The organism is Brachyspira hampsonii 30446, from assembly GCF_000316195.1.
In the GTDB taxonomy this organism is placed as follows: Bacteria; Spirochaetota; Brachyspiria; order Brachyspirales; family Brachyspiraceae; genus Brachyspira; species Brachyspira hampsonii_C.
In genome coordinates this window covers 1,564,946-1,590,905 of record NZ_JH994111.1, presented here as the reverse complement: position 1 = coordinate 1,590,905, position 25,960 = coordinate 1,564,946, and the positions used below count along the sequence as shown (strand labels likewise).

General features: G+C 25.6%; 23 protein-coding genes and 1 pseudogene. 12 read left to right on the top strand and 12 right to left on the bottom strand.

Going from position 1 to position 25,960, the window contains the following annotated elements; genetic code table 11:
* Nucleotides 1-2: 2 nt before the first annotated feature.
* From A966_RS11640 to A966_RS11620, 5 genes are all read left to right on the top strand, one after another.
* Nucleotides 3-482 (top strand): hypothetical protein, encoded by a 480-nt coding sequence (locus tag A966_RS11640; RefSeq protein ID WP_008725835.1) that lies wholly within the window; start codon nt 3-5, stop codon nt 480-482.
* Between the two features lie 187 nt (nt 483-669).
* A complete protein-coding gene (locus A966_RS11635; protein ID WP_008725834.1) occupies nt 670-1,857 on the top strand; it encodes a cyclic nucleotide-binding domain-containing protein in 1,188 nt (395 codons plus the stop codon).
* Between the two features lie 185 nt (nt 1,858-2,042).
* Nucleotides 2,043-3,197: a cyclic nucleotide-binding domain-containing protein gene (locus A966_RS11630; protein ID WP_008725832.1), complete on the top strand. Its 1,155-nt coding sequence runs from the start codon at nt 2,043-2,045 to the stop codon at nt 3,195-3,197.
* Between the two features lie 143 nt (nt 3,198-3,340).
* Entirely contained in the window at nt 3,341-4,498 is a 1,158-nt protein-coding gene (locus A966_RS11625) for a cyclic nucleotide-binding domain-containing protein (protein WP_008725830.1), read from the top strand.
* Nucleotides 4,499-4,548: 50 nt separating this feature from the next.
* The gene (locus A966_RS11620) at nt 4,549-5,751 is read left to right on the top strand and encodes a cyclic nucleotide-binding domain-containing protein (RefSeq protein WP_008725828.1); all 1,203 of its coding nucleotides are present in this window, start codon (nt 4,549-4,551) and stop codon (nt 5,749-5,751) included.
* Here A966_RS11620 and A966_RS11615 read toward each other — a convergent pair.
* Together A966_RS11615 and A966_RS11610 are read right to left on the bottom strand one after the other, a co-directional pair.
* Nucleotides 5,748-6,470 carry a TlyA family RNA methyltransferase gene (locus A966_RS11615; RefSeq protein WP_008725827.1) on the bottom strand — a complete coding sequence of 241 codons (723 nt, stop codon included), beginning with the start codon at nt 6,468-6,470 and terminating at the stop codon, nt 5,748-5,750. The two genes, A966_RS11620 and A966_RS11615, sit on opposite strands and share 4 nt — an antisense overlap.
* Nucleotides 6,471-6,481: 11 nt before the next feature.
* Complete coding sequence (locus tag A966_RS11610) at nt 6,482-7,993, bottom strand: hypothetical protein (protein ID WP_008725825.1); 1,512 nt, start codon at nt 7,991-7,993, stop codon at nt 6,482-6,484.
* Nucleotides 7,994-8,190: 197 nt separating this feature from the next.
* Here A966_RS11610 and A966_RS11605 point away from each other — a divergent pair, with 197 nt between their 5' ends.
* Nucleotides 8,191-10,488, top strand: coding sequence for a DUF3536 domain-containing protein (locus A966_RS11605; RefSeq protein WP_008725824.1), 2,298 nt, complete (start codon nt 8,191-8,193; stop codon nt 10,486-10,488).
* A 462-nt stretch (nt 10,489-10,950) separates the two neighbouring features.
* Here A966_RS11605 and A966_RS11600 read toward each other — a convergent pair whose 3' ends face one another.
* From A966_RS11600 to A966_RS11560, 9 genes and pseudogenes are all read right to left on the bottom strand, one after another.
* Nucleotides 10,951-11,448, bottom strand: coding sequence for an NAD(P)H-dependent oxidoreductase (locus tag A966_RS11600; RefSeq protein WP_008725822.1), 498 nt, complete (start codon nt 11,446-11,448; stop codon nt 10,951-10,953).
* Between the two features lie 49 nt (nt 11,449-11,497).
* A complete protein-coding gene (locus tag A966_RS11595) occupies nt 11,498-12,157 on the bottom strand; it encodes a DUF4405 domain-containing protein (protein WP_008725820.1) in 660 nt (219 codons plus the stop codon).
* Between the two features lie 333 nt (nt 12,158-12,490).
* Complete coding sequence (locus A966_RS11590) at nt 12,491-13,180, bottom strand: flavodoxin (RefSeq protein WP_008725818.1); 690 nt, start codon at nt 13,178-13,180, stop codon at nt 12,491-12,493.
* 104 nt (nt 13,181-13,284) lie between these two features.
* The gene (locus A966_RS11585) at nt 13,285-13,899 is read right to left on the bottom strand and encodes a flavodoxin (RefSeq protein WP_008725815.1); all 615 of its coding nucleotides are present in this window, start codon (nt 13,897-13,899) and stop codon (nt 13,285-13,287) included.
* Between the two features lie 56 nt (nt 13,900-13,955).
* Nucleotides 13,956-14,387, bottom strand: coding sequence for a cyclophilin-like fold protein (locus A966_RS11580; protein ID WP_008725813.1), 432 nt, complete (start codon nt 14,385-14,387; stop codon nt 13,956-13,958).
* A gap of 102 nt (nt 14,388-14,489) precedes the next feature.
* Complete coding sequence (locus tag A966_RS11575; RefSeq protein WP_008725811.1) at nt 14,490-15,047, bottom strand: flavodoxin; 558 nt, start codon at nt 15,045-15,047, stop codon at nt 14,490-14,492.
* 119 nt (nt 15,048-15,166) lie between these two features.
* Nucleotides 15,167-16,012 (bottom strand): carboxymuconolactone decarboxylase family protein, encoded by an 846-nt coding sequence (locus A966_RS11570; protein ID WP_008725809.1) that lies wholly within the window; start codon nt 16,010-16,012, stop codon nt 15,167-15,169.
* 128 nt (nt 16,013-16,140) lie between these two features.
* Nucleotides 16,141-16,639 (bottom strand): annotated as a pseudogene (locus A966_RS11565) ((R)-mandelonitrile lyase).
* 121 nt (nt 16,640-16,760) lie between these two features.
* The gene (locus A966_RS11560) at nt 16,761-17,111 is read right to left on the bottom strand and encodes a MerR family transcriptional regulator (protein ID WP_008725806.1); all 351 of its coding nucleotides are present in this window, start codon (nt 17,109-17,111) and stop codon (nt 16,761-16,763) included.
* Between the two features lie 156 nt (nt 17,112-17,267).
* Here A966_RS11560 and A966_RS11555 point away from each other — a divergent pair, with 156 nt between their 5' ends.
* Both A966_RS11555 and A966_RS11550 read left to right on the top strand, forming a co-directional pair.
* Nucleotides 17,268-18,155 carry a LysR family transcriptional regulator gene (locus A966_RS11555; RefSeq protein ID WP_008725804.1) on the top strand — a complete coding sequence of 296 codons (888 nt, stop codon included), beginning with the start codon at nt 17,268-17,270 and terminating at the stop codon, nt 18,153-18,155.
* Between the two features lie 641 nt (nt 18,156-18,796).
* Nucleotides 18,797-20,170, top strand: a complete 1,374-nt coding sequence (locus A966_RS11550) for an MATE family efflux transporter (protein ID WP_008725802.1) — start codon at nt 18,797-18,799, stop codon at nt 20,168-20,170.
* 88 nt (nt 20,171-20,258) lie between these two features.
* On the opposite strand, the gene A966_RS11545 is transcribed toward A966_RS11550, so the two are convergent.
* Complete coding sequence (locus A966_RS11545) at nt 20,259-23,432, bottom strand: efflux RND transporter permease subunit (protein WP_008725800.1); 3,174 nt, start codon at nt 23,430-23,432, stop codon at nt 20,259-20,261.
* Nucleotides 23,433-23,736: 304 nt separating this feature from the next.
* Here A966_RS11545 and A966_RS11540 point away from each other — a divergent pair, with 304 nt between their 5' ends.
* The 4 genes from A966_RS11540 to A966_RS11525 all read left to right on the top strand — a co-directional run bounded on the left by A966_RS11540 (nt 23,737) and on the right by A966_RS11525 (nt 25,951).
* Nucleotides 23,737-24,324: a TetR/AcrR family transcriptional regulator C-terminal domain-containing protein gene (locus A966_RS11540; protein ID WP_008725798.1), complete on the top strand. Its 588-nt coding sequence runs from the start codon at nt 23,737-23,739 to the stop codon at nt 24,322-24,324.
* A gap of 113 nt (nt 24,325-24,437) precedes the next feature.
* Nucleotides 24,438-24,968, top strand: a complete 531-nt coding sequence (locus A966_RS11535) for a hypothetical protein (RefSeq protein ID WP_008725797.1) — start codon at nt 24,438-24,440, stop codon at nt 24,966-24,968.
* Between the two features lie 110 nt (nt 24,969-25,078).
* A complete protein-coding gene (locus A966_RS11530) occupies nt 25,079-25,495 on the top strand; it encodes a hypothetical protein (RefSeq protein ID WP_232817772.1) in 417 nt (138 codons plus the stop codon).
* A 123-nt stretch (nt 25,496-25,618) separates the two neighbouring features.
* Nucleotides 25,619-25,951 carry an STAS domain-containing protein gene (locus tag A966_RS11525; protein ID WP_008725792.1) on the top strand — a complete coding sequence of 111 codons (333 nt, stop codon included), beginning with the start codon at nt 25,619-25,621 and terminating at the stop codon, nt 25,949-25,951.
* The last annotated feature ends 9 nt before the right edge of the window (nt 25,952-25,960 follow it).

Sequence of the window (25,960 nt, the reverse complement as noted above, 5' to 3'; positions counted from 1 at the left end):
ATATGAGAAGAATAATACCAACTATAATAACTATTATTGCAGTATCAATCATAACATATCTGCTGATTTCTAAAGATAGACCTTATGAGCAATCATATACAATAGGAAATGATGCGGTATCATCTTTAAATAAGGTTACAGGTCTTAAAGTGCATCCTAAAATAGATAATATAGAAGAAGGGGAGATAAAGATATTAAATTTTTATAATGTTGATGATGTGATAAGTTATAGTGTTAAGTATGCCAATTATCTATGGAAGAATGAAGGATATTATATTACAACAAATTATTATTTTGGTAAGAAGCCTGATGGAAAAATAGAGCTTGCAAAAAACTCATCTGAAGACGGCAGAGTTATAAGAATAAATGTGGAGTGCAATACTAATAATTCATTTACTGTTATATTAAGTTTGCTAAATGGCAGTTTGATAATGAGAAACACTAATGAAATAAGTAGCAATGAAGTGAATACTAATGATTAAGTAATCTAGTTTATAACTTACAAATTAAAATAAAGTTTAAGCTTTTATTTCGCATATTTAAAATTAATTATATTTTTTGCTTTATAAGAGAGTCTAACATATCCTAATAAAAAATAATTAATATATATATTGTTATATACTAATTATAAAGTATAATATTTATATATAAAATTGATGGGTATTAATTATGATTAATTTTAATGTGCTTGAATTTAAAAAAGATTCTGCAATATTTGTTGCTGGAGAAAATGCTAGAGATGTATTTTATATAATTAAAGAAGGTGTTGTAGTAGATAAAAATTATGTTATAGAAAATACTAATTTTGAGTTTACTTCTGGAGATATAATAGGTATTGTTCCTGCTATACTTTCAGAGCCTTATTATTCAACTGCTATAGCTGAAACAGATGTGCAGTTAGTAGAAATACATGCTAGTGATATATACAATATAGAAGACACAAAAATAATAGAAAAAATATATAAACATTTAATAAAATTTATGGAAATATGGTTAGGTAAATATTTTTATAAATTATCAGAATCTTTAAATATAGAAAGCTATAAAGAAGATGATGCTTTTGAAATTGCAAATATTTATAATAATAATGGATATAAATCAGCAGCTCTTTATATGTATAAAAAAATTATAGAAATGTTCCCCAATGAAGACCATACTGAAATAAATAATAAAATAAATGAAATAGAAAATAATTATGACATAAAGCCACCATTAGAAATAGATCATAATCTTAAGGAATATAAATCAGGTACTTGCATATTTTCTGAATTAGAAAGTAAGACAAATCTCTATGTAATAAGAGATGGAAAAGTTGGGGTTTACAGTGTATTTAATGGGAAAATTATTACTAGGATAATATTTAAAAGCGGAAATATTATAGGCTATAAACCAATATTTGGAAATAAACTTCTTCTTACAACATGCATAGTATTAGAAGATACGATACTTCAAACTATAAATAAAGAAGATTTTCTCAAGTTAGCTTCTAATAATACTAAACTTCAGTATCATCTTGTAAATATAATGGCAAGAAGAACATACAATACCATAATAAAAAGCTATAGTATAACAATAAAAAGTTCTGTCGGAAAATTTTATAGTATGGTATATTCATTTGTAAAAACGGAATTGCTGTTTGATAAAAATATTGATTTTTTAGAACTGTCATATACTATCAAAGATATATGCACTATGGTTGGTATAGAAAATACTAATTATATAAAATCAGAAATGAATAAAAATAAAGTAATATTGTTTTCTAGTGATGAAAGAATAATAATACCGAATATAAAAAATTTCTTTAACGAGTATGATATGTATAGAAAGAGAAATTCTACTCCAAATATATCTCAATAGTTATGATTAAATATTTTGCTTGTGTATTGTATGAAGTTTTTATATTTTTTTCATAAACATAATTATACGAAATTGTTTTTAAATAATACAAAAATTATATAATATAATCTTTTATTGTTGACATAATTTTTCTAAGTATTATAATTTTTTTAATAAAAATAAATAATATTTGAGAGAATATATTTATGGAAAAATACAAATTAGTTAAATATAAAAAAGGCGATATTATATTAAAAAATTCTCAAATAGCTAAAGACTGTTTCTATATAATTTTAAAAGGAAAAGTTATCTCTTATAATAGTTTTTACGACAATTCATATATATATAAAATGGGAAATATTATAGGTTTAATAGCCGCTATAACAAAAGAGCCTTATTATTCTACGGTAGAGGCAATAGAGGATACTGAACTATTTGAGATAAAAGTAGAAAATATAAATAAAATTAATAATAAACATTTAATAAATAAAATATTAAATTATTTATCATTTATATTGGAAGTTTGGGTTAGTAAATATTATACTCTAATAGTAAAAAATAAGATAGACCTTTATAATAAAGAAGAAATATTAACTATGGCTTCTATTTATAAAAATAATGGCTTTACAGATGCTAGTTATAGATTATGTTCATCGTATATTAAGCTTTTCAGCAATAATGATAATATTAATAATAATGTTAAAGAATTTATGAAAACGCTTATTACATCAAAAGAGCCTGAAAATATAGGCGGTAATTCTTATAAGATGTATAAAGGATATTGCATATACAATGAGCTTGAGACTACAAATCATGTTTATTATATAAGATCAGGAAGAATTGGTATATATAATATAGCAGATTCTAGTTATATTACTAGAATACTATATCCGGCACAATTTATTATTGATGATTATGCTCCTTCACTTGAGTATAAAACTCTATTTACAACTGCTGTAGTTTTAGAAGATTCTATTATAGATATTATGACTAAAGAAGAATTAATAAAAATGCTTCATGATAATTCCGAATTAAAATTCCAAATTATAAAAATGATTTCTATGAAAGTTATAAGCACAATATTAAAAATTAAATCTATAAAGAAAACAGAATTAAAAGATAGATTAATATTGTTAATATATGCTATTCTAAAAATAGAGACTTTATTTTATGAAAAAACATATATAAGACTATACTATAAAATAGAAGATATAAAAAATATGATGCACTATAATGCGGATATAAATGAAATAATAAATGCATTAAAAAATATAGAATATTTAGAAATTGACAGTTTTAATTATATTATAATTACAAATACAGATAAGTATTTCAAAGAATATGAAAATTATACAAATTAATTTTTATACCAAATATAATAATTCATAATTATATAATTTTTTCAAAGAATATTATAATTATTTTTTGGTTGACATAATTATATCATATAGTATAATTCAGCCATTAATAGTGCTACAAATATTAAAATACATAATAATAAAACATGAATAATTACAAAACTATAAAATTCTCAAAGTCTTCTTTTATATATGAGGAAGGAAATTTTCCAAAAGATTATTTTTATATAATAACAAAAGGTAAAGCAGTCTCTTATGCAATAAATTCTGATAATTATAATAAAGAATATAAAGTTGGACATATCATAGGATTAGTAAATTTAGCTGCAGGAGAGCCATATAGTGTAAGTATGAAAGCTGAAGAAGATGTTGAAGTTTTAGAGTTATCATTATCAGATATAAACAATATCACAAATAATGATTTAATAAAAACAATATATAATTATTTTAATACTACATTAGAAACTTGGCTTTCCCGTTATTATATAAATTTAGTAAAAAACAAAGTAGATTTATATTATAAAGAAAATATATTTACTATGGCAGAAATATATATAAAAAATGAATTCCCTGATACTGCCTATAGATTATATGAAAACTATATAGATACATTAGAAGATAAAGATGATATAGAATCTACAAAAAAAGAATTATCAAAACTTCCTAAGCCTAATGATCCAAGTATATTTACTTCAAATATATTTTTATATAAAAAAGGAAGCTCTTTATTTACAGAGTTTAAAGCAAGCAATTATTTATATATAATATTATCTGGAAGAATAGGGATATATAATATCATAAATGGTAAACTTCTGCTTAAAGATATATACAAAAAAAATTATGTTCTTGATGGATATGAACCAAAATTAGAATATAAGCCTTTATTAACTTCAGCTATTGCTTTAGAAGAATCTTATGTAAAAATAGTAACTATAGAAGAATATGTAGAAATGCTGATAAAAGATAAGCATTTTAGAAGCTGCCATGTGAAAATGATGTCAATGAAAGTAATAAATATTTTATCTAGGATAAAAGCAATAGAAGAAAAAAATACTATTTTAAAATTATTCATATTTATATCAGCTTTGCTTAAAATAGAAACTTTATTTGAGGACATAAACACAACTATATTAAGCTATACTATCTATGATATACAAAATTCTCTAAATTTAGAAATAAATGATATTATTAATAATTTAAAAGAGATAAAATCTTTAGAAATAGTAAATGATAAATATATAAGAATTGACAATATTAATGATTTTTTTCAAGAATACTATGAATATCAAAAAAATAATTATTGACATACACTACAAATGTATTAAAATATTTACAAACAATATAGGGATTATTTATGTTAAAGTACAAAAGTATAAATTTTAATAAATCTGCTACAGTATTTATAGAAGGCCAGGAACCTAAATATACTTTTTATATAATAAAAAAAGGAAAAGTAGTAGTATATAGTTACTTCGCTGATAATTATACTGTGGAATATAAAGAAGGTGAAATTATAGGATTATTCAATGCAGTTTTAAATGAACCTTATTTCTCTACAGTAAAAGCATTAGAAGATACAGAAGTAATAGAAATGAATATTAATGAAATAGAAAAAATAAATAATATAAGCCTTATAAATAAAATATATGATTATCTTATAATTAATATAGAAAGATGGCTTAATAGATATTATTACTTTTTGCATAAAGAAAATAATCCGTATCATAATAGTCATAGTAAATCTTTAAATCTTAATATTATGGAAATGTGTAAAATATATATTAATAATGGATTTTTTGATGCTTCATATAAATTGTACAGAAAATATATTGAACTTTACCCTGATGATGAAGAAAGAAAAGAAGAGCTTGATAATTTATATAAAAATCTAAAACCAATAGAAGAGCCTGAAAACATAGAGGCTAACATATATAAATATAAAAAAGGATATTGTTTATATACAGAGCTTCAAAGCAAAGATTATCTTTATATAATAAAGTATGGAAAAATTGGAGTATATAATATATTTGATTCTAAACAGGTAACTAGAAGAGTATTATCTACTAATGATGTGCTAAACGGATATGCGCCGATTTCTAAAAATAATAAATATCTTTCAACTACAGCTATAGTTTTAGAAGATTCTATTATTCAGTTAGTAAAAAAAGAAGATGCTATGAATTTGGTGCAGTCTGATAGGAATCTTAGATTATACTTTGTAAAAATGATGAGTATGAGAATATACAGTACTATTTCTAGAATAAGATCTTTTAATGCCAATAAGGTTGTAAGTAAATTTGTAATAATAATAGAAGCATTGATAAAAACAGAACTTCTATTTAAAAATATAAATAAAATAAAATTCCAATATAATATAAATGATATTTGTTCCATGATAGGAATAGAATATAAAAAGAATATAGAAGATGAAATATTAAAAATCAAATCATTAGATATATCAGATGAAGGATATTTAATAGTAAATGATATAGAAAGTTTCTATAAAGAATATGAAATATATAAACAGAGAAACACACATAGAATAGAGAATGATTAAATAATAAAATGAGCTAAGTATTCTATATTGCCTTTAGCCCCTTTTATAGGTGAAACAGTCCTATTGACTTCCTTAAATCCTATTTCGGTGATCCTTGAAATAGCATTGTTTAATATTTTTTCTCTAAGCAGATCGTCTCTTATTATACCGCCTTTAGATACTTCTCCTTTTTCGGCTTCAAATTGAGGCTTTATCAAAGTTACCCAGAATTCCAAATTATTTAATTCTTTAAATATAATAGGAGCTATTTTTGATATTGATATAAAAGAAACATCACTCACCACTATAGATGGGATCTCATCATTAAACATTTCTCTTTTTATATCTTTAGCATTAAAATCTTCTATGGATATTACTCTATTATCATTACGAAGTTTATAAACTAGCTGATTATGACCCACATCAAGAGCATAAACCTTTTTAGCACCATGCTTAAGCAGGCAATCTGTAAAACCTCCTGTAGAAGCACCAATATCTAAACATGTTTTATTTTCTACAGATATGCCGAATTCTGTAAATGCTTTTTCTAACTTTTGCCCGGCTCTTGATACATATTTTATGTTCTGTATAACTTCTATATTATCAGTATCCTTTATTTTATGAGCCTTAGAAGTTACCTTCACACCATTAACAAATACACAGCCTGCAAGTATTATATCCTGCGCTTTAGATCTGCTTTCTGTATAGCCTTTACTATGCACATATTCATCTAATCTCATTTATATAAATATTATAATCCAAGAAAAGATCTTATTATATAAAGAGAATTTTTTTCTTTGTCTCTAGTATTAACTTTTAAAAGCATCTGAGTATGATTGCTTTCTAATATATTTGAAGTCAAATAAACTGATTCAAAAGTTTCAGTATATTCATCTCCTATGCCGTATAATGATAAATTAGAATTGAACTCCAAATATAAAGCCATAGTATTATTTTTAGCTATATTAATTTTATCAGCAGATAATGCTGTGGCTGGTTTCTCATCATTAATTATTGAATCTATAGCATTAGAATTATCAGAGATATATAATATAGAATCTTTTATATAGCATGAATAACCGCCAACTGTATAAATATCATCAGTAACATCTTCAGAAAATGCCTGTAATATTATCTTAACTGTATCAGTATCAGTTATAGAAGCAGAAATCAATAAAGCAGGGGATTCATCATCATTTGCATTAGGGTCGTCCCAAACAGATACAAATATATCTCCGCCTAAAAGTTCTATAAGTTTATAAGTATCTATTCCATTATCCTCTAGTGTTTTTAATTCTTCGCTAAGAGGAAGATTTTTTAAATCTCCCATGATATTTTTAAGATAATTAGCTAATTCTTTACTATTGAATGCTAATGATAAGAATCCGTAATTATTTTCACCATTAACAAATGAATATATATTATCAGCTAATTCTTTTTTAAGTAATGAACTGTCATAAGGATAATTAGGAGTATAGCTGTCAAGTAGAATCTGAGCATCGCCGTTATTGAAATTTATTTTTGTAGTAATGATAGCCCCTTTGTAAGCATCTTTAGGTATTCCATCATAGCTTCTTCCAAATAAAAACTTAGCAAAATCAGAATTTTCATCAGCTAATATAGATAAATTAGCCCAAATATAAGAATCATTAGTTTCATTTTCTAAAGCCAAAAATTTTTCATCTTCCAAAGGAGTATTGTTAATAAATACATAATTAGCTATATTAGTAATATCTTCTTTATTTAATTCTTCATTGTACCAATAATTATCTTTAAGTTTTAATGTAACAGAAAATATTTCTTTATTCCATGAAATTAAGTTATATTCATCTAATGCTAAATATCTGTAAGCAGCATTTTCAGCAACTGAAACTAATTTATCTTCCTGACTAGCCATTTTTATCATAAGTTTATCTAACTCAGTAATATCTTTAACATCAAAAAGCAATGTCATTTGCTGATATCCATTAAAAAAAACAATTCTTGAAGTTTTAGAGAAATCTATATAATCATTTAATCTATTAGTCATAACCTCAGCAACAAAAGCATCATCTCTGTACTCTAAATATCTGTCAGCGTATTTCTGCATAAAAAATTTATTGAAAATATCCTGCAGATTAATTTCTCCTTTTTCTGCCATAGTTGCTGAATTAATAGAAAATACACTATCAACATTATTTGGTATATATTTTTTATCTACAGCATAAGTAAAAGTGCTTAATGTCAATAAAAATAAAAAGATAAAGGATGCTACTCTGTACATTAACTATCTCCTTAAAAATGAGTTACAAAAAAGAATATATTTTATATTATATGAGACTATAATTAAAAGTCAAGTATTTATTTACATACAAAATTTTATATAAAAAAATACTATAATTTCATGTAAAAAAATCTTGCAATTAAATATAAAATATTTATAATCATAAAATATTTTATTCCATAATATTAGGACATAGTATGAGATACTTGATATTGCACGGTCATTTTTATCAGCCGCCAAGAGAAAATCCTTTTTTAGGTGAAATACAAAAAGAGGCAAGTGCATCCCCCGCGCATGATTGGAATGAAAGAATAACAAATGAATGTTATAGTCCTAATGCATATTCAAGAATATTAGACGGATATGGAAGAATTATAGATATGTCTAATAACTATGAATATATAAGTTTCAATTTCGGACCTACGCTTATAGATTACATAGCAAAAACAAGAAAAGATTTATTAGCAAGAATAATAGAAGCTGATAAAAAAAGTATAGAAAGAATCGGATACGGAAATGCAATTGCCCAAGTATATAATCATATAATACTTCCGCTTGCTAAAAAAGAAGATATGAGAGTGCAGATAAAATGGGGGTTATATAACTTTGAAAAATATTTCGGAAGAAAATCAAGCGGTATGTGGCTTTCTGAAACTGCTATAAATTTAGATGTAGTTGATGCTTTATATGACTGCGGAGTAAAGTTTACAATACTTTCACCATATCAGGCTCACTATGTAAAAAATATAACAACATTAGATGTATCCGGAGGAAAAATAGATACTTCTAAGCCATATTGGTTATACGGACATAATGGTAAAAGAATTATAGTATTTTTTTATGATCCTTATATATCTCAGGCTATAGCTTTTGAACATTTGCTTACTTCATCTGATAAGCTTGCTGAAAGAATAAGAAATGCTTACGGCGAAAGAAGACTTGTAAATATAGCAACTGACGGAGAAAGCTATGGGCATCATGAACCTTTTGCGGATATGTGTTTGGCAAGGTATTTCAAAGAGAATGTTCATTATGATAATATTACGCCTACTAATTATGAACATTATTTAAATATGTATCCTCCTACAGAAGAAGTTATACTTCATGAAGGCACAGGGGCAAGAGGTACTTCTTGGAGCTGTTCACATGGTGTAGAAAGGTGGAGAAGTAATTGCGGCTGCGGCGGCTGGGACGGACTTGACTTATCTTGGAGAGGTCCTTTAAGAGATGCCTTTGATATACTTAGAAAAATGCAGGATAAGTTATTTAAAACATTTTTAAACTTTACTGATGAAACTAGAAACTCTTTGAGAGAAGAATATGTACGAGCGATATATAATGATTTAGATGCTAGGGATTTATATGAGATATGCAGCAAATATATATCATTTAAAGAATTCGTATTTTTAATGGAATCTTATAAATATTCATTATTCTCATACACATCTTGCGGCTGGTTCTTTGAAGATGTATCAAGACTAGAACCTATAAAAAATATGCAGTATGCTGAACAGTCTTTCCATTATGCAAGATTGTTAGTAAAAGATAAAAATCTTGACTTTGTTAATGAAGCTTATGAAGAGTTTTTAAAAACACTAGAGAAGTCTATAAGCAATAAACCAGAACATCATAGTGCCAGATATTTCTATGAAAAAGAAGCAAAAGCTGATGTATTCACAAAACTTTATGTTATTAATTATTTTATCTTTAACCTTATATCAAGCGAATATAGAGATATAAATATAAATATCTTTAAGCATGAAATAAAAACAACTAAGATAGAAAATAATATTATAGAAGGTATATTAATAGATAATATAGCGGCAGATATATATTTTAGAGTTAATACATCAAGTGAAAATCATGAATTTAAAAATCAAATACAAATATCAGAATATTATGATAAGTTAGATAACTCTTCTGTTTATACAATGTATTTAAGAGATTTAAATTCAGATATAAGAGATAAATTAGCTGACAGTTTATTTGAAAGCGATATTAAAAAATTAGATCATTTAATGCATGAAATATATCCTGAATATAGAAAACTTTTTACATACTTCAATTTGAATAGCATTACTCCTGATTATGATTATAGAAGAATAATGGGAGCTATGGCATCTCCTATACTTAGAGAAAAAATCATAAATAGGGGAAGAGATGCTTATGATGAAGTATCAGAAAATTTAAAAGATGCAAGAAGTGCAGGAATATTTATATCAAACAGCGGAATATCCAGCTTAATAGGTGATAATATAAAAAATGCTTTGAATACATTATATGAAATAGGAAATCCTGAAACAATATATGATGTACTTAAAGATGTTAAGTTTTTATCAAATAATGATATGCCTATAGACAGAAATACATTTGAAAATATCTTTTATAAGATAATTTTAAAATATAAAAATACTGATATACAATTTAATGATAATGAAAAAGCATCATTCAAAGAATTAGGATATTGGCTTAATTTCAATATGGATAATATATAATAGTATTTATTGATAAAAATGTATGACTAATTAATAAATTAGAATAAAAAATTTAATTAATGAATGTTTTAAACAATATTTTTATTATCAATTAAGTTTATCATATATATTTTAATTCTTTTTATATACTAAAATTTTAGTTTATCAATTTTTTGCTTTCTTTTTTAGCGTATTGTAATCTGAGTGCTTCTTCAAAATAACAATACCCAAGTAGATTTACGGTGAAAGCCAAGTGGCAAAATTATTATTAACCCATAACAATCATGTTTTATATTTGGTATAAAATATAGATTTTTCGTATATTATAACTGTATATGATTCTTAATTAGCATTTGATAACTAATGGTATTCATTATGTATTATAAAATAGTAGCTGCCATAGAACTGCTCTTTGTCTGCTTCCGTATGGCAGCTATAAATAAAGTTTAATTATGAAATAAGTTCATTGTTTTAGTTAAATATTTATCTTAAATACTTATGATATTCATTTAAGTTCAAATTATCAGCATTAGCTTGATATATGCAATATGGATTTTCTATTTTTAATCCCAAATATTTAAATGTTGTGTTTATAGGAGATAGTATAGTATTGATACCAAACTCCAAAGAATCATAAAAAGATTTTTCTCCTCCTGCAGTAGTAATTATTTGAAAAGTTTTGCCTTCTAAACATTTACTTTCGCTTCCATAAAGTATGTCGGTTAAAACAGTATCTTCCCATTCTTTCAATAGACTTGGAGTGCTGAACCAAAATAATGGAAATTGAAATATTATTTTTTCATGTTCTTTTAATAAAGATATTTCCGACTTCACATTGTCTTTACTTATTTTATTATCTTTATATATTTCATTTAAATTATGAATTGTAATATCTTTGAAATCTTTTATTGATTCTAATAGTTTACGATTAACTTTAGAATCATTCCAATAGGTATGTGAAAAAATTATAAGTGTTTTCATTTTGTTTTTCTCCTTTTTGATATATTAATTCTCTATTATTATATTATTTTTAAATATTATTATTTCTTCTAATTTTTATTTTTGGTAAATAGTAGCTTATAAATATAAACAAACCCATTATAGATAAATAATCCATAAAGAAAAGTATTACAGGCTCTTCATAATTAAAAAAAGCAAACTCTACAAGCAAAAACATTTTATTATATAATTCTCTTTTTATAAATGAAATAATACCATATACAGCAATTAATGAAGCTATTATTAATGCTATTTGTTTTTTTATATTGATAAACTTCTTACTCATATTGATAAACATACCCCAATGCATTCCCAAATGTGCCGACATAAATATAAATCCCCAAGAGCTTGAAATCATATGAAGGCGTCTTGTGAACATTCCGCTATTATGAATATTTAAAAATCCAAGCACCCTTTGAGAAAATAGTATTCCGCTTATCATTAATCCTATCATACATAAAAAAAGCATAGTATTAATAAATGTACTTAAAACCCTATTAAAATTATATTTTCCTTTAGGCAAGTTTTTATACCAATTAAAATTAAGTATATGATGAAGTATAAAAAATATAAATAGGAGAAAACCCAAATATTCATGTACGGCATCTCCAGTAAAATGATATGCCATCAAAATAAAAAATAGTAAAGTCATTATTATGTCTACGGTTATTTTTATTATTTTTTTAGTCATATATATTTTTACTCCTTCTATATTGTTATAATTATATTCATCATGATTTATTAGACTTGTTTCAAAACCAAATTAAGAAATATTTATACTATTTTAATTTTTAGTATTTTTATTTTTATAACTGGGGCTTTGCCCCAGACCCCACTTCTTTTGCCGTTTAGGCACCTACTCGGTGGTGACCCATACGAAGTACGCCTACGGCGAGAAGCAAAATGACTGTATATTTATATACTAAAATAATAAGTTATAGAACATATAAAACATTACTTTGATAATTTATAAATTATCAAAATTTTATATATAATCTTATAAAGTACTTTTGAAACAAGTCTATTAATAATCCAACTTTCTAAGCCAATCTAAAATTTTATTTTTTGATGTTTTCACCTCTGGTCTGTATATTCCTATAGGCTCTAATACTTTGCAGTCATCTGGAAGTAAGTTTCTCAAATCTCTTATTGTTCTTGAAAGCCCTCCTGTTCCATGCGTACAAAATGGTATTATAGTTTTTCCAGATAAATCATAGCTTTCAATGAATGTAAAAATAGCCATTGGGCAAGTGTACCACCAATTAGGAAAACCTAAAAATATAATATCATAATCTCCTATATTATTAATTTTTTCAGTAAGTATTGGTCTTTCATTGTTATCCCTTTCTTTTCTAGCCTGATTAAGACATTCATCATAATCGCTTGAATATTTATTTTGTGTTTTTATACTAAATAAATCTCCTCCTGTTTCTTCCTGTATCCAGCCTGCAATTAATGCAGCATTTCCAATAGGAAGTACGCTTGCAGAAGTTTCAGCATCTGGATCTATAGATGAAGGATCTTCTACTACAGTATTGTCTGCCCAAGTGAAATATGCTATTAATATTTTTGAATTGCTCTGAGTGTAGTTAATATTAACATAATTATTTTGAGTATTATAATTATTATCATTTGTATTTTCTATATAATTAGAATTATTACTATTACCGCATGATATTATAATTAATAAAAGTAAAAATATTAAATTTTTCATATAATCTCCTTTTATTATTTTTATGCCGCTTATTATTTTTGGTAAGTATTTAATTTAATAAGCGGCTTCAAAAAAAGTTTTATTAACAAAATGGTATCTGCTGTCTATTTTTTTAAATTTAATTCTCTTATCCAAGATTTTATTCTGCCGTCTTCAGATTGTATATTAGAAGAGTCTAATGCCAAGCCATTTAATATATTGGCATTTTTTATCATGTTTCTAATAGTATTATATGATCTTCCAGCACCGTATCCGTCATGAGTACAAAATGGTACTATAGTTTTTGATGATAAATTATAATTTCTAATAAATGAACGCACTGCCATTGGTACATCATTAGCCCATACAGGATATCCTATAAAAACGGTATCATATTTGTTTATATCAATATTCAACGGCTTTATTTTTGGAAAATAATTGTTACGCATTTCTTCATGATTTTTATCAACTAAATCGTCAAAGTTATCAGTGTATTTATCAATTGTTTCTATTAATCTAATATCAGCATTTAATTCATTTTTTATTATATTAGCAGCATATTCTGTAGTACCTACTCTGTTATTATTTGCGATAATGCTTGCTGAAGTTGAGGCGTCTATATTATCTTTAAATAAAGTGTTTCCTACTCTTGAAAAATAAACAATAAGAATTTTTGAATTCTCTGCATACCCTAAGCATGTAAACACTAGAAAAATTATTATAATAATATATTTTTTCATGTACACTCCTTTTATAATAAAATTAATTTCTATATTTTTTACAAACTTAAAAATTTTCAGTATAAACTAAAAGTTATATCTGCTATTCTTTCTCCGTTGTTATATAAATCATGAAAAATACTTAAGTCTGATGTAACTTTTCCAATTGGTATAACTTCCATAGTAAGATTAGGATTAGATGACTGTGAGTAGAATATTGCTAGTGAATTATTTCTGGCACAGTATGTTATATCTCCATTTTGGAAATTTAATTGTCCTTTTGTTATATTTTTTGGTCTGTATTCTATTGAGCCGTAATATTCTCTGCTGCCGTAGCCTACCATAGAAACAGTAATTGGAAATATATTCATTATCTCTTTTGATAGTTCTGTATCATAAATAACTCCTTCCAATACTTGATTGTTTACAGTAATTTTGATTTTTGTATTTTCTTGAGCATTACACAAACTAAAAAATATAAAAAACATAATTATACTAATTTTTTTCATAATATATAAACTCCGTAATTAATTTTATTATTATTTATTTTTTACTTGCTTTCAATTAGAAAATATTTACTAATTTATCAACTGAAAGCAAGTTTATAATTTTTATAGTATATTTATATTTTGAAGCCATGTTCTTATATTATTTTCTGAGCCAGTAACACTTCTTCCAGATATACTTAAATGATTTAATATATCAGAGTTAGGGCATAAAGTTTTTATATCGCTTAAACTTCTTCCCATACCGCCTCCGCCATGTGTGCATAAAGGAGCTATTTTTTTACCGCTGAAATTATGAGTTTGTAATAATTGTTTTACTGCCTGAGGAATAGTACCCCACCAATTAGGGTAACATAATATTACAGTGTCATAGTCTGCCAAATTATTAATATTAGCACTTAATCTAGGTAAAACATTATTATTTAATTCATCTCTTGCCTGATTTATAGTATCATTATAATCAGTAGGGTAGCTTTCTGCAGTTTTTACCTCAAATATATCTGCCTGAGTCATTTTCTTTATCATATTGGCAGCTGTTCTAGTGTTACCGCTCCAAGAGAAATATACTATTAAAGTTTTTGAGCTTTGAGCGTATAAACCTCCCATTAATAATGTGCTTGAAAGAAGTGCATATACTAATATTGTTTTGATAATTTTTCTCATATTTAAACTCTCCTTATAATTAATTTTTTCATTAGCTTTTATAAAAAATGTATAGTTATTTTGCATTTTTTATTTATATTATTATCAATGGATATAATAAGTATTATTCTTGTTTATTATTATTGTATATTGTTAATTACAGTTATAGCATTCAATGTTCTCGGGTATCCTATATAAGGAAGGCATTGAGTTACAGCTTCTATCATCATATCTTTTGTATTTCCCATAGCTATATTAGCATTTGCATGTGCTATAGCCTGAGGTTCAGCACCTCCCAAAGATATTATCATTATAAATGTTAAAAGCTCTCTTGTTTTTAAATCCAAACCTGTTCTAGTATAAAAATCTCCGAAACAGTTAGCTGACAAATAATTTTGAATATGTTTTTGATTAGGAGCCGCATTTGAATGAGCAGTAAGTATTGCATTTCCAAATATGCTTATCTGAGTTTCTAATCCTTTGTCAAATCTCGTTTCTTCTGTAACAGTTGATTGACTTTCTATAGGAAGTGATATATTTTTTGCTTTAAAAACTTCATTTGCTTTTTCTAAAGCTGCAAATATTCTTGGAAAACCTACATAAGGAGAACATTGATATAATGCCTCTTTTATTTCTATAGGTGTAACTTCAACATTCAAAGCTATTTCTACATGATCTTTTATCATGTCCGTGCCTTGCGAAGCTGTTAAAGAAACTAATGTTACAAGCTCTCTTGATTTTGCATCCAATGAGCCATGATTATAAACTTCGCCGTATAAAAAGTTATTGAATATACTTTCTAATTCTTCATCATTAGGTTTTGTAGAAGCTGCCTCTCTTTTAAATAATTCATTATATTTATTGTTTGCTTTTTCTGTCATATTTAGATTTCCTCCATTATTATTTGTATTATTGTTATTTGCCTGACAAGATAATATTGTCATTAATAAAAATATTGATAAACTTAATTTTAAAGTATTTTTCATTTTGCATTTCTCCTAATACTTAATTTTACTTTTTTGATTTGTGTAATAGTATTTTTCATAAATAAATCTCTAGTAAAAGTATTTAATCATTTATTTGTATATTATTGATTAGTATAGCTGTAATATTCTTAATCAGTAACATGTTCCATCCAAGTAACATTGTTTCCGTTAGAATCGCCTGTTATAGCAATATGTTTCATAGGTGAATTTGGAGAAGCCCCATGCCAATGTTTAACATTTGAATGGCAGTATAAAATATCTCCTGCTCTAAACTCCTGAATAGGTTTTCCCTCTTCCTGAGTAAGGTCCTATACCTTCAACAACTATTAAATGCTGTCCTGCTGGGTGAGTATGCCATGCACTTCTTGCTCCTGCCTGAAATGTAACATAAGCTACTGAGAATTTAGATGTTTCATTAGGTGCTGTTATACTTTCAACTTCAACATCTCCTGTAAAATAGTCTGCTAAACCTTTAGATTTCTGACCTTCTCCGTTTTTTATCAATACTGTTTCTATTGGCGATTTTGCATATTCATAGCCGTTTGAAGCCTCTTTACTTCTTGCATTACAGGATACAGCAGTAAATATTATTGATAAAGTAAAAGTAATTAGTAAATATTTTTTCATTTTCTCTCCTTGTTTGTAAAAATATTTTGTGATTATAGCATTAGAGTTCGCTCCAATGTCAATATGTAATTATCATGAATTAAATTTTTTATAATTTAAAATATCATTTAATATTTTTTATTTAATTAAAAAAATCTTTCTCTTCAAGTTTTTGATTTAATTTTTCTAATTTTATTTTTAAATCATTAAAATGTATTTGCATTAAGTCTCTTTCATTGATAAGTATTGACTTTCTTTCATTTATTGTATTTTTTCCTTTTTTGTATAGCTTAATATATTTTATAATGGAGTCTATTGATATGCCTAAATCACGCATAGATTTTGAGAACTCTATACATTTTAAGTTATATTCGCTATAGTTTCTAATTCCGCTTTTGCTTCTTCCTATTTCAGGTATTACACCTATTTTTTCATAGTATCTTAAAGTGTCTTTTGATAGTCCTGTTAATTGGCTTACTTCTGATATTGTCATAATGCACTCCTTATTCTTAATTATGAGGCTATTTTAATGTATGTACACTAATATATCAAATACTTATATCTTATAATTAGTTATAATAAAAAAGTATTACTAAATATTGTTATCTATGATATGATGGTTAAAAAATAATTATTGGAATATTAATTTATGGATATAAAGTCTTTAAAATATTTTCTAACTTCAGCCAGAGAGGGAAGCATTACAAAAGCTGCTAATTCTCTCAATCTTACTCAGCCAAATCTGTCAAGGCAAATAAATAATTTAGAAAAAGAGATAGGCAAAAAACTTTTTATAAGAAGCAATTACAGTATAAAACTTACAGCCGACGGAGTGCTTTTAAAAAAAAGAGCAGAAGAGATAATTGATTTAATGGAAAAAACTAAAATGGAGTTTAAGTCTTCTGAAGATGTAATAGAAGGAGACATTTATATAGGAAGCGGAGAGACATATTATATAAAAATTATAGCTGATATTATAAAGGAATTAAGAGAGTTGTATCCTAATATAATATATCATATTTACAGCGGAGTATATTCTGATATCACAGAGAAACTAGACAGAGGTCTTGCTGATTTTGGATTATTAATAGGCAGTTTTGATAAATCTAAATATGATTACATAGAGATGCCTTATAAAGAATTATACGGTTTATTAATGAAAAAAGATTCTCATTTATCTAAGAAGAAGTTTATAACTAAAGAGGATTTATTAAATATTCCAATAATATGCCCTAAAAGATTTTTTAAGAATAAGTCAGAAAGTAATAAATTTTATAATTGGATTGGTGAAGATATAGATAAGTTAAATATAGTTTTAACTTATAACCTTATATATAATGCCGCTGTTATGGTTGAAGAGGGTATAGGTTATGTTATTACTATAGATAAACTTATAAATACTATAAGTGAAAGTGATTTATGCTTTATACCTTTAAAACCAAAATTATATGTAGAGTCAAGCATAATATGGAAGAAAAATCAAGTATTCTCAAAAGCCTCAAAAATCTTTTTAGAAAAATTAAAAAATAAGTTATGATATTAATAATACTTACTTTAAGAAAATTAGATTACAAAATTAGTTATTGTATTATTTAATTTTTTATTAGTAAATAATTCTTTATACGCCAAGCCTAAGTTTAATAATATTTAATTAATTTAGTTTTAAAAGATATTTATCATTTATATATATTTTATTTACTTATAAATTGTATTCTGATTGCAACATTATGTTAATTATATTTCTATATATGATTATTATAATTAATTATTTTATCATAATATATTTTTATAAAAAACTATCAAAAATCATTTGACATTGGAGTGTACTCTAATGCTATAATGCTTTTGAAATTAATAAGATAAAATGAAGTTTATAAAAAATGAGTAAAAGAATATTAATGATATTAGCTGCTGCAAGAAAATGATAAAATTCTGATTCATTATGCTATTAATTTTTAATACTAAATATTTGTAAATTAAAAATAATAAAAAAGAAATGTTCAGAACTATTGATGTTTTCAGAGTATTTTAGATTGTTTTGAAGATATAATATTGAGATATGTTTGGAATAAAGTAGAAATTAAAGATAAAAAATTATGAGGAAGCATACAAGATAGAATTAAATATTTTATTATCTAATTAGAAAAATAATTAAATAAATTTTTTGAGGACTGTAAAATGAGCGAAATAATTTATTCTGATTTTAATAGTAATATGAAAACTAATTATATGTTTTCTAATAAATATCTTATAAAATTATTTGTCCCTCTTATTATAGAGGTATTTTTAGAATATCTAGTTGGACTTATAGATTCTTTGATGGTTTCTAGTGTAGGGGAATCTGCTGTATCTGCTGTATTTTTGGTTGATTTTGTAATAGCATTTCTTATAAGTATATTTGCTGCTATTGCTTCGGGAGGTACTGTTGCCAGCGGACAATATATAGGTGCTAAGAATATAGAAAAAGCAAATGATTCCATTAATCAGCTTATAAGGTTTTTATTATTATTTTCTATGGCTTTAACATTAATTATATATTTATTTAAAGATTCTTTATTTGGAGCATTATTCGGAAGTATTACAGATGAAGTTAGAAATGAGGCAAATATTTATATGATGATAGCGGCAGCTTCAATACCATTTTTAGCTGTTTATAATGGCGGAGCTTCTATGTTTAGAACTATGGGAAATTCAAAAATATCAATGAAGATTATGATATCTATGAATATATTAAATGTTGTAGGAAATGCTGTTTTAATTTATGTATTTAAAATGGGTATAGCAGGAGCTGCAATATCTACATTGATTAGCAGAATAGGTTCAGCATTAATAATTATAATTTTAGGATTAAATAAAAAGAATCTTATATATATAAAAAATAAAATCATATATAAAATGGATATTCAAACTATAAAAAGAATATTATCTGTAGGAATACCTTATGGTATAGAAAACGGAATGTTTTATTTAGGAAGATTATTGATACTTAGTTTAATATCTACATTTGGTACAGCATCAATAGCAGCCAATTCTGTTTCTACTCTTATAGCTAGTTTAGAGGTGCTTCCGGGTATGGCTATAGGATTGGGACTTACAACTGTTATATCCCAATGCGTAGGTGCCGGAGATTATAATCAAACTAAATATTATACCAAAAAAATAATAGCTATTATTTATGTATCTCAAACTATAACTAGTGCTGTTATGCTTTCAATTTTGCCTATAATACTTAATATATATAATTTATCTGCTGAGGCTTCAGTATATACTTATCAATTATCATGGTATCATGCTATTATGATGATTATATGGCCATTAGGATATTCTTTGCCTGTGGTATTCAGAGCTTCAGGAGATGCTAAGTTTCCTATGATAGTTGCTTCAGTTTCAATGGTATTATGCAGAATAGTGTTGGCTTATGTATTTGCATTATATTTCAAAATGGGTATGATTGGTACTTGGATAGCAATGTTCTTTGATTGGATAGTAAAGGCTATAATATTTACATTAAGATATTTGAGTGGTAAATGGATAAAGTTTCAATATAATTGATTTAAAACTGCAGATATGGTATACATACCTCAGTTAAAAAACTTTATATAAAACATATTTAATATAATAGCTAAAGTTACTAAAAAAATTATTTTAATTTTATAAGCTTCAAATCTACAGCTATCATAAATACGCAAGGTAAAAATATCAATGTTATTAATGTTGAGAATATAAGCCCATAAGCTAAACTCATAACTATAGGCACTATCAAATCAGCATCTCCTCCTATACCATAAACAGTAGGCATCAATCCTCCAACTGTAGTTACTGTAGTTAAAAATATTGGAAGAAGTCTTTGAGTAGCTCCTTCTACTATTGAGTCAAATGCAAACTTTTTAGGATTATTCAATGCATCAGGATTGCTTTTACCGGATTCTATTATTTTGTTTATCAAGTCTATCATTATGATACCATCATTAACAAGTACACCGCATAACCCTACAATACCTATAAAACCTATAAATGACATAGGCATACCATGAAGATAAAATGCTATGAATACTCCTGTTAATGTAAAAGGTATTAAAAACATTATCATTAAAGGCTGAGCAAATTTTTTAAATTGAAGTAATAATATTAAGTATATTAAAACTATTGCTATAAGAAGTGTAATTGCAAGTCCGTCTAAAGCTCCTACCGTCTGATCTGCCTCTCCTCCAAAACCTATTATAACACCGGGATATCTTTGACTTATGTCTTTAAATTTATTCTGTATAGCAAACATTACTTGTATAGATGTGTTTTGTCCCTGAACTAAATCTGCATTGATAGTAATGCATCTTTGTCCGTTATAATGCCTAATTGATGATACGCCATTAGTTTCGATAATATTTGCAACATTTTTTAAATAAAGTAATCGGCTGTATGTATTGGGTATTACTAAATTATTTAATACATTAGTATCAAATATATAATCTCTGTCAAGCTGAACTCTGAAGTCTAATTTATAATCAAGCTCCTGTATTGAAGTTGCAACTGCACCGCTATATGCTGTTCTAAGTTCATTTGCTACATTAGCTACATTCATTCCAAGCTGTGCTATCTCATCATAATCAAATAATACTCTTAATTCATTTTTACCTGCCTTATCATCATCATAATAGTTTATGACTCCGCTAAGACTAAGCAAATATGCTTTTACTTCATCTCTTACTTTTCTAGTTTGATTTAAATCATTTCCTACTATCTTTATATCTACGGCTTTCCCCGGATCCATAGGAAGTTTTACTGATACCATCAAAGCATCTAATTCTTTTCTTAAACTTGTTTTTTCTAATTCTCTATTTATATCGTCCATTATATCATAAGCCGTTTTTTTTCTTTCTGTAGATGGTATAAGATAAACTGTAATTCCAGCCAAATTTGCCGATTCTTCTGAAATATCAACGATATTTTGATTAACCTGTTTTCCAACAATGCTATTAACTGCTATTAAGTTTTCAGCATCAACAGATTTATATATAACATTTTCTATTTGCTCAACATACTTCATTGTATTCTTTATAGAGTTCCCTATTCCAGAGTCAATATTTATCATTATACTATCTGAACTTGTATCGTATATAAGTATAAATTTCTGCAAACTATCTTTGGCCAAAAAGAATGAAAATATTAAAAGAACTATAAAAAATAAAACTACTAAATATCTGAATTTTAATAAAATTTTTAATGCTTTATTAAAAGGATTTTTCATAGCATTGAATAATTTTTCTTTATCAAAGTCCAGAGGATTTTTAATATTTTTAAAAAGTTTAAAGTTTTTCTTAGTTTTATCTTGCAGATTATTAGGAAGCAAAAATATAGCCTGAAATAAACTAGCAATTAATGCCACCATAACCACTTTAGGAAAAGGTGCTATTAGTTTACCTACAACATCTTTAGTAAGAAGCATAGGCATAAAAGCTACAACAGTAGTCATAGTAGCAACCATTATAGGGCTTACTACATCTTTTACCGCTTCAACTGTTCCTTCTAGTCCTGTCTTACCAGCCTTTTGAAAATCGTATATGTTTTCGCATACCACTATACTATTATCAACAACCATACCTATAACAGTAATTATTCCCGCTAGTGATATTATATTGAAAGTTAAATCAGAAAAATGTATGTATGAGAAAGTGATAAATATTACAACTATCATACCTATGCTTGTAAATAATGCACTTTTGAAATCTAAGAATATTAAAAGAACTATTAATATTATAATGAAACCGAATATTAAATTGCTAGTTGATACATTTGTAAGAGCTAATACCATTCTTGAAGTTTCGCCCATAGTTGTAACTTCTACATTTTCAGGTATTAAATGCTGATTATTTTTTAGAAAAGCATTTATATTTTCTGTAGTTTTTACTATGTCAGCATTCTCTTTTTTTTGTATGCTTAGCGAATATCCTTCTACGCTGTTTATTCTTACATATATAGATTTTTCTACAAAACCGCTGTTTACTTTTGCCAAATCCTGTATTCTTACTCTCTGACCATTAAAAGTAGATCTTACAACAACATTAGTAGCTTCTGAAGGATTTTCAAATTGTCCCATTGTTACTACTGTTTTCTCTTCCTCATTTTCTTCTAAATCCATATAAATAGGCTTTTTTAAATCTCCACTTGTAGCTCTTATATTTCTTGCAGAAAGTGAGTTTACTATATCTGTAAGAGAAATGTAATATTCCTGCAGTTTTTTAGGATCAGCAAGTATTTTTACTTCAGGATCCGTTCTTCCCTGAACTGTTATATCAGCAACACCGTCAACATATTTTAATTGTCTTTCTAATTCCTTACTGAAATCGTATAAAACTTTTTCATCTCCTTCAAATCCTTTTTTAAAATGCACTCCTATTTTGTAAATAGATGTAAGTTTTGGATTTATATCAGTTATTTCTATAGTTTCAACTTCTTCTGCCATGTCTGGAACACTTTGCATTTTTCTGAATATATCATCTTTAGCCTTGCTTGTATCTATTTCCATATCTAACTGCACGAATATAATAGCTGCATTTTCAGTTATTATTGAAGTATACTCATCTATTCCTGATATAGTTCTTAATTGATCTTCTATTTGTATAACAGCATTTTGTTCTACATCTAAAGGAGAGGCTCCTGGGTATACAACTTGTAAAATCATTAATTCTAAATCAGTTGATGGGAAAGATTCTTTGTCTATGTTATAGTATGAATATAGACCTATCATAATAGAAATGAATATTATGATATTTACAAGCATTCTATTATTAGCAAAAAAGTATATTAGATTTTTCATTATCATATGATTCCTGTTATATATTATACTCTATAGTATATAAAATTTTATTATGAATTTATACTTTTATAGAAAAAATTACTAATAAATAAAATTAATTATAAAGATATTTTAGATTTAGTCTTAAATAGGACTATTTTTATAGACATAAATATAATATTGTTGTTTATTATAAAATTAATTTACATTTTTTATTAAAATATTTGTAATTATAAATATAAATAGTTTACATTTTATTATATTATAATATAATAGACGAAGGTCTATTAATATTTTTTATTTACCAAAATCTAGGACATTTTATATGAAAAGCAGTTCAAATAAAAATAATGCCAGAGTAAAAAAAACAAAAAAATTGCTTGAAGATTCTCTTGGTATTTTATTAGAAGAAAAACCATTTGAGGATATAAGGGTAATTGATATTTGTGCTAAAGCTAATATGCATAGAAGCACTTTTTATACTTATTATAATGATAAATATGAGTTATTAAAATCTAAATTAGATGAATATGAGGCAAAATTTTTAGAAGATTTGAAAAGATATAAGATAGAAAATAAATTAAAAGATTCTCATGTAGATATAATGGAAAAAATACTTCAGTATTTTTATTTGAATAGGAAATATTTGAAAATAATATTTCAGAATAATAAAGACGGAAGTGTTGCAAACATATTAAGAGAATATTTGGCTTCTTATGTAATAGAAGGTATAAAAGATTTTAAGACTATTCGCCCTAATAAAGAGAATGTTATAAGGGTTATGGTTAGTTTTTATTCTGGTGCATTCATATCAGTTCTTACAGATTGGATACTTAATGATTGTTTCATATCTGTAGAAGAATTGGCTTCTTATATATCCGATATCATTATGCAAAGAGTTTTTTCTGAATAAAATTATTTTTATACTCAATTTTTTTTATTCTTAATTACATATTTCCGATAATATATGAAAAACATTTTTTACATTTGTATTTTTTATTTGATTTATATAGTAGGAGAAAAAATATGAAGAAAATAATTTTGTTTGTATCTTTATTTGTTTTTTCATTTAATTTTTTAAATGCACAAAACATAACAAAAGAAAGCGATTATTCTAAAAATTGGGCTAGTTTTATTTTTAGAAAAACTATAGATATGAAAGGGGCTTTATATGAAGGAAGACCCGGCGGAGATTTAGAATTAGTTTCAGGAAGATCGCCTCTTTTCCTTGTGAAAATTTATAAATTTATGGGGGCAAGATCAGATCAGCATGCTTATTATACCCATCAGGTGCCTATATCAATGTTTTATGATAATGCCCCAGCTTTGGGTGTAAATTTAGTTGAAGGCTATTCTATAGAAGGCGGAAAAATAATGAGATATTCAAAATATATAAAAAGCTATCAAGGTAAGTTAGATTCTTGGAAAAAAGCTAACTCTACTTTTACAAATGAGAGATGGGTAGCAAATACTGATGCAGATTGGAGTTCTTATCCTGTACCTCAGCCGGAAGATGTTAACTGGGCTGACGGAGAGTATGCAGGAGAGTTATATTAAAAAATATAATGTCATATATTTATATTATATTAGTTATATTATTGGTATTGACTGTTTTATTTTTTATTAATAATAAAGCCATTATTTCTTATGATAATGCCTGGATTAAATTGGTAAAAAACAGAGTAGTAAAGGAAGCGGACAGATATTACAGTTTTAATGAGTATGGTGTGCTTACTATAAATAAGAAGAATACACTAAATTTTATTCAGGCAAAACATGAGAATATGGCAGTTTACAGCAATACGGATTATTTAAATAAATTTATGCTTGTTTTTTCCGGATATCCATCTATAAAGGTAACTTTCATGGAAGGATATATAGTTGAAAATAACAAATTATATTATACTTATGCCTATAAATCATCTTATTATACAAAACTCAATAAATGGATGAAATCCAATGGAGTTTTTGAAAATAAAGAAAATTGGGTTGCCAAAAAAAATGTAAAATGGAATACTTTTCCTTGTCCTCAATCATCAGATATAAATTGGGAAAAAAAAGCTATGATAGGAATTTTATCATAAGAGTCAATTTTTTTTAAATAAATATTACAATCCTATCAATACCCTGTTATATATGTAAGTATATTGAATATTTTTTTTTATTTGTTATACTTGTAAAATCAATTATTATTCAAGGAGAATTATATGAGTTTAAATATAGAAGATAGAGGAAAAGTTAAAGTTGTAAGTTTAGTTGGTAAATTAGATGTTAATTTATCTGTATCTATTGAAGCTGAGTTGGAGCAATTAGTAGAGTTAGGTTCTATTAATTTGATATTAGAACTATCAGGAATTGAATATTTAAGTTCAAGTGGTATAAGAGTATTTATTTCTATAATGAGAAAAATTAAAGATAAAAATGGAAGATTGGTATTAGCTTGTGTTCCAGACATAATCAAAAAAATATTAAAAACAGTAGAGTTAGAAGATCTATTTGAAGTATATGAAAATGTAGATGATGCAGTAGCTTCATTTTAATATTTTATA